At 63.9% G+C, this 3,716-nt stretch carries 5 protein-coding genes; 3 read left to right on the top strand and 2 right to left on the bottom strand.

Annotated elements, in window-relative coordinates; genetic code table 11:
- Positions 1-211: 211 nt before the first annotated feature.
- Positions 212-643 (top strand): low affinity iron permease family protein, encoded by a 432-nt coding sequence (locus EN742_RS27765; protein WP_189347475.1) that lies wholly within the window; start codon positions 212-214, stop codon positions 641-643.
- Positions 644-742: 99 nt separating this feature from the next.
- Here the strand turns inward: EN742_RS27765 and EN742_RS27770 are convergent, their stop codons facing one another.
- A complete protein-coding gene (locus tag EN742_RS27770) occupies positions 743-1,603 on the bottom strand; it encodes an SDR family NAD(P)-dependent oxidoreductase (RefSeq protein ID WP_128333510.1) in 861 nt (286 codons plus the stop codon).
- Between the two features lie 131 nt (positions 1,604-1,734).
- Between EN742_RS27770 and EN742_RS27775 the strand changes: the two genes are divergently transcribed.
- Positions 1,735-2,016 (top strand): hypothetical protein, encoded by a 282-nt coding sequence (locus EN742_RS27775; RefSeq protein WP_126053918.1) that lies wholly within the window; start codon positions 1,735-1,737, stop codon positions 2,014-2,016.
- A gap of 6 nt (positions 2,017-2,022) precedes the next feature.
- Here the strand turns inward: EN742_RS27775 and EN742_RS27780 are convergent, their stop codons facing one another.
- Complete coding sequence (locus EN742_RS27780) at positions 2,023-2,598, bottom strand: TMEM175 family protein (RefSeq protein WP_126053919.1); 576 nt, start codon at positions 2,596-2,598, stop codon at positions 2,023-2,025.
- Positions 2,599-2,744: 146 nt separating this feature from the next.
- Here EN742_RS27780 and EN742_RS27785 point away from each other — a divergent pair.
- Positions 2,745-3,716 (top strand): MFS transporter (locus EN742_RS27785; protein ID WP_148670303.1); only part of this gene is annotated, 972 nt, incomplete at its 3' end.

A 3,716-nucleotide genomic window follows, 5' to 3' on the forward strand; every position in this document is an offset into this window, starting at 1 on the left:
GCGGAAGGGGTCGGAGGTAAACCGCCGTGAAGCGGAAGGAACAGGCTTTTCCTGCCTGCTCCGGCACTATGGCAATAAACCCATAAGGTGTTTTTTCCTGCGCCTGCGCTTTCCGCGTGTGCCGGATTGCACGGTCCCGATCGGTTCAGGGGAACCGGGAGCGTGCGTTGGCTGTTTCTTCCGGAGTTCGCGCGACAGTCGAGAGATTCCGATGATCGAGAGACTTTTCACCAGGATTGCCAATTGGGTGGCTCATGTGGCCGGTATGCCGCCGACCTTCGCCGCCTGCGTGCTGATCGTGGTCGTCTGGGCGCTGAGCGGGCCGTTCTTCGGCTTTTCCGACACCTGGCAGCTCGTCATCAACACCGGCACCACCATCGCCACCTTCCTAATGGTGTTCCTCATTCAGAACACCCAGAACCGCGACGGCGCGGCGATCCAAGCCAAACTTGACGAACTGATCCGGGTGGGCCGCGCCCACAATCACTTCATTGGCATCGAGCATCTGACTGAATCGGAGGTCGAGGAGATCCGCGCGAAGTGCGAGCGAGCGGCGAAACGGCATGACCGCAAGATCGCCGAACTGGCTGCCAAGAAGGCCGTGGCGGGCAAGAACGGTGCAAGGAAGAAGGCTGCCGCCTGAGCGGGTCCGCCAAAGCGGTTCATCATTTCAATGAAACGCTGAACCGTTCTGTCTCTTGTTTCTGACGCAATTCCGTACGGAAAACTTTCTGGAATTGCTCTAGCGGCTCATGAAGGCCGCGAAAGCGTCCTTGTGGTCCGGATGCCAGCGCGACAGGGCCGGCCGGTTCTCGATGATATCGCCGATCGCCCAGGCCATGCGCTTTTCGTCCATCGGCCGCGCCACCTCATTGTCGGGGCAAAGGATGTAGAAATCGCCGTGCTTGAGCGAGGCGAGCATGAAGTCGATGACCTGCTCGCCGGTCCAGGCGCCGGCCGGCTTCTCGGTCGCGCCTTCGGTCAGGCCGGTATAGGTGAAGCCCGGGATGAGCAGGTGGGCGGAGACCCTGGCGCCGGGCTCGTTGCGCAGAGCGTGGGCAAGACCCTCGCTGAAGGTCTTCACGCCGGCCTTGGAGACGTTATAGGCGAGATTGCCGGGCGGCGTGGTGATGCCCTGCTTGGAGCCGGTGTTGATGATCAGGCCGGTTTTGCCCGAGGCCAGCATGGCCGGCGCGAAGGCCTCGACACCATGCACGACGCCCCAGAAATTGATGGCGAGAAGCCGCTGCCAGGCATCCCGGTTTTCCCACGGTTTGCCGGGATTGTTGCCGACACCGGCATTGTTCATCAGCAGCGACACGTCGCCGAAGGCGCCTTGCGCCGTTTCCGCCAGCCGATCGACTTCGTCGGCCGCGGAAACATCCGTGGCGACGGCAAGCACGTCGCCGCCGATCGCGGCGACCGCCCGGCTTGCCTCGTCGAGGCGCGCCCCGCCGATATCGGCCAGCACGATCTTCATGCCCATGGCCGCAAACCTCTTCGCGGCGGCAAGGCCGATGCCGCTGGCGCCGCCGGTGATGACGGCGACGTTGCCGGAGGCGAGGGCCGGGAGGGCGGACTGGAATTCGGCGTCGGTGGTCATGGCAGGGTCCTTGTTCGAGGTTGCGCCGAACTTAACGCCGGATCAGGCTCAGGCAAGTCCGCTTCGACGTTGGCGGGTTGACCGCATGGGCGGCCGCCGCGCATGCTGCCCCCATCGAAGGAGACTGCCGATTGACCGACTGGGCCGAAATCCTGAAGGAGCAGACCGCCACCGGCGACCAGATGGGCCGCGAGGTGCCGAAGATGCTGGCCAATCCCGACATCAGCGAGGCGCAGGTCAAGACACTGTTCTCGGCTTTGGAGAAGCAGGCCGACTTCGTCGAGAAGCTGCGCATGGCGCTGGAGAAATTCGACCATGACTTTCCCGTCATCAAGGCGGCCGAGCGGCTGGAGGAACGCTATGCCGACCTCGCGGCGTCAGTGGCTGAAAAGCTGAAGGCCATGCGGACGTAGCGTCGTCTACTTTTCGATAAGCCTCTCGAAGCGCCTGTCCGGCACGAACCAGGTTATCGCCACCGCCACATAGAGGGCGACGCCAATCCACTGGTTGACGAAGGTGAGCAGCACACCAGCTATGTAGATCGCCAGCGAAACCTTGCCCTTCCTGTCTTGGCCCACCGCCCTGGCAAAGGTCGTGTCCGCGCCGTGCAGGTGGCGCAGCTTGGTTACCAGGATCGTGTAGGCGACGGCGCAGAGCGCCAGGTCGGCGCCGTAGACGGCGACCGGCACCGGCGCGAAATGGTTCTCGCCCATGAAAGCGGTCGTCACCGGCATCAGCGACAGCCAGAACAGAAGGTTGAGGTTCGCCCACAGGACATATCCGTCGACGCGCTGCACGGTGTGGAACATGTTGTGCAGATTGTTCCAGTAGATGCCGACATTGATGAAGGACAGGACGTAGCTGAAGAAGACCGGCCACAACGGCGCGAGGGTGGAAAAATCCTCGCCATGCGGCACCTTCAGCTCCAGCACCATGATGGTGATGATGATGGCGACGACGCCATCGGTGAATGCTTCGACCCGTCCTTTGCCCATCGATTCTCCCCTTGAACAGGCGAAGGGTACGAGAGGATTTCGCGTGGCGCCATACTGACCATCCTGTCAGGAGCGTATTGGGCGAGCGGAACGGCCGTCACCATCTGCACGTTAGGCGGGCATTCCCCAAAAAGAAGGACGTCGAGATGACGACCTACGCTCAAGCCATGACGCGCGACAATGAATTCGGCGGCGGCGCCGCGACCACCGCCGTCGCCGCCATGAGCGCGGCGCTGTTTGCCGGAAGCACGGTACTGACGCCGCTCTACGTCATCTACAAGCAAGCCTTCGGCTTTTCCCAGATGACGCTGACGCTGGTCTATGCCGTCTACGTCGTCGGCAATCTGGCGGCGCTGCTGGTGTTCGGACGGCTGTCGGATGCCATCGGCCGCCGCCCGGCCGCCCTGGCGGCGATGGCGACCGCCCTTGTCAGTGCGCTGGTCTTCCTGTTCGCCGAAAATGTCGCCTGGCTCGATATCGCCCGCATCCTGAGCGGTCTTGGCATCGGCGTCGGCGCGGGAACAGGCACCGCCTGGCTCGCCGAGCTGCTCGACAGCGAGGACAGATCGCGCGCCGCAACCATCGCCACCAGCACCAATTTCGTCGGCCTCGGCCTCGGCGCGCTGGTGTCGGGGATGCTTGCCGAATACGCGCCCTGGCCACTCAGGCTGACATTCGCGCTCTATCTGGCGCTGCTTGCCCTGGTCACGCTCTTGATCTGGCGCACCCAGGAAACCGTGTCGCGGCCAGGGCGGCTCTCGGACGTCTCGATGTGGCCACGGCTGTCGGTGCCCGCCGACATCCGCGCGGCCTTCGTGGCGCCGGCGGTGACTGGCTTCGGCGCCATGGCGCTGGTCGGCTTCTACGCGGCGCTGGCGCCAAGCATTCTGGCGCAGCAGTTGCAGGTCACGAATCATGCCGAGGCCGGCGCGCTGTTCTTCGAGCTGTCGATGGTGGCGGCCGCGACCATCCTGCTGACGGTGCGACTGTCCAGCCGCATCACCATGCTGGCGGCGCTGGCGCTGATGACCCCAACCGTGGCGCTGGTCGTTGCCGCGCAAGTCTATGCGTCCATGGCAATCATGATCGCCGCAACCGGCTTGTGCGGCGTGGCGGCG

It is taken from the genome of Mesorhizobium sp. M4A.F.Ca.ET.020.02.1.1 (genome assembly GCF_004022645.1).
Taxonomy (GTDB): Bacteria; Pseudomonadota; Alphaproteobacteria; order Rhizobiales; family Rhizobiaceae; genus Mesorhizobium.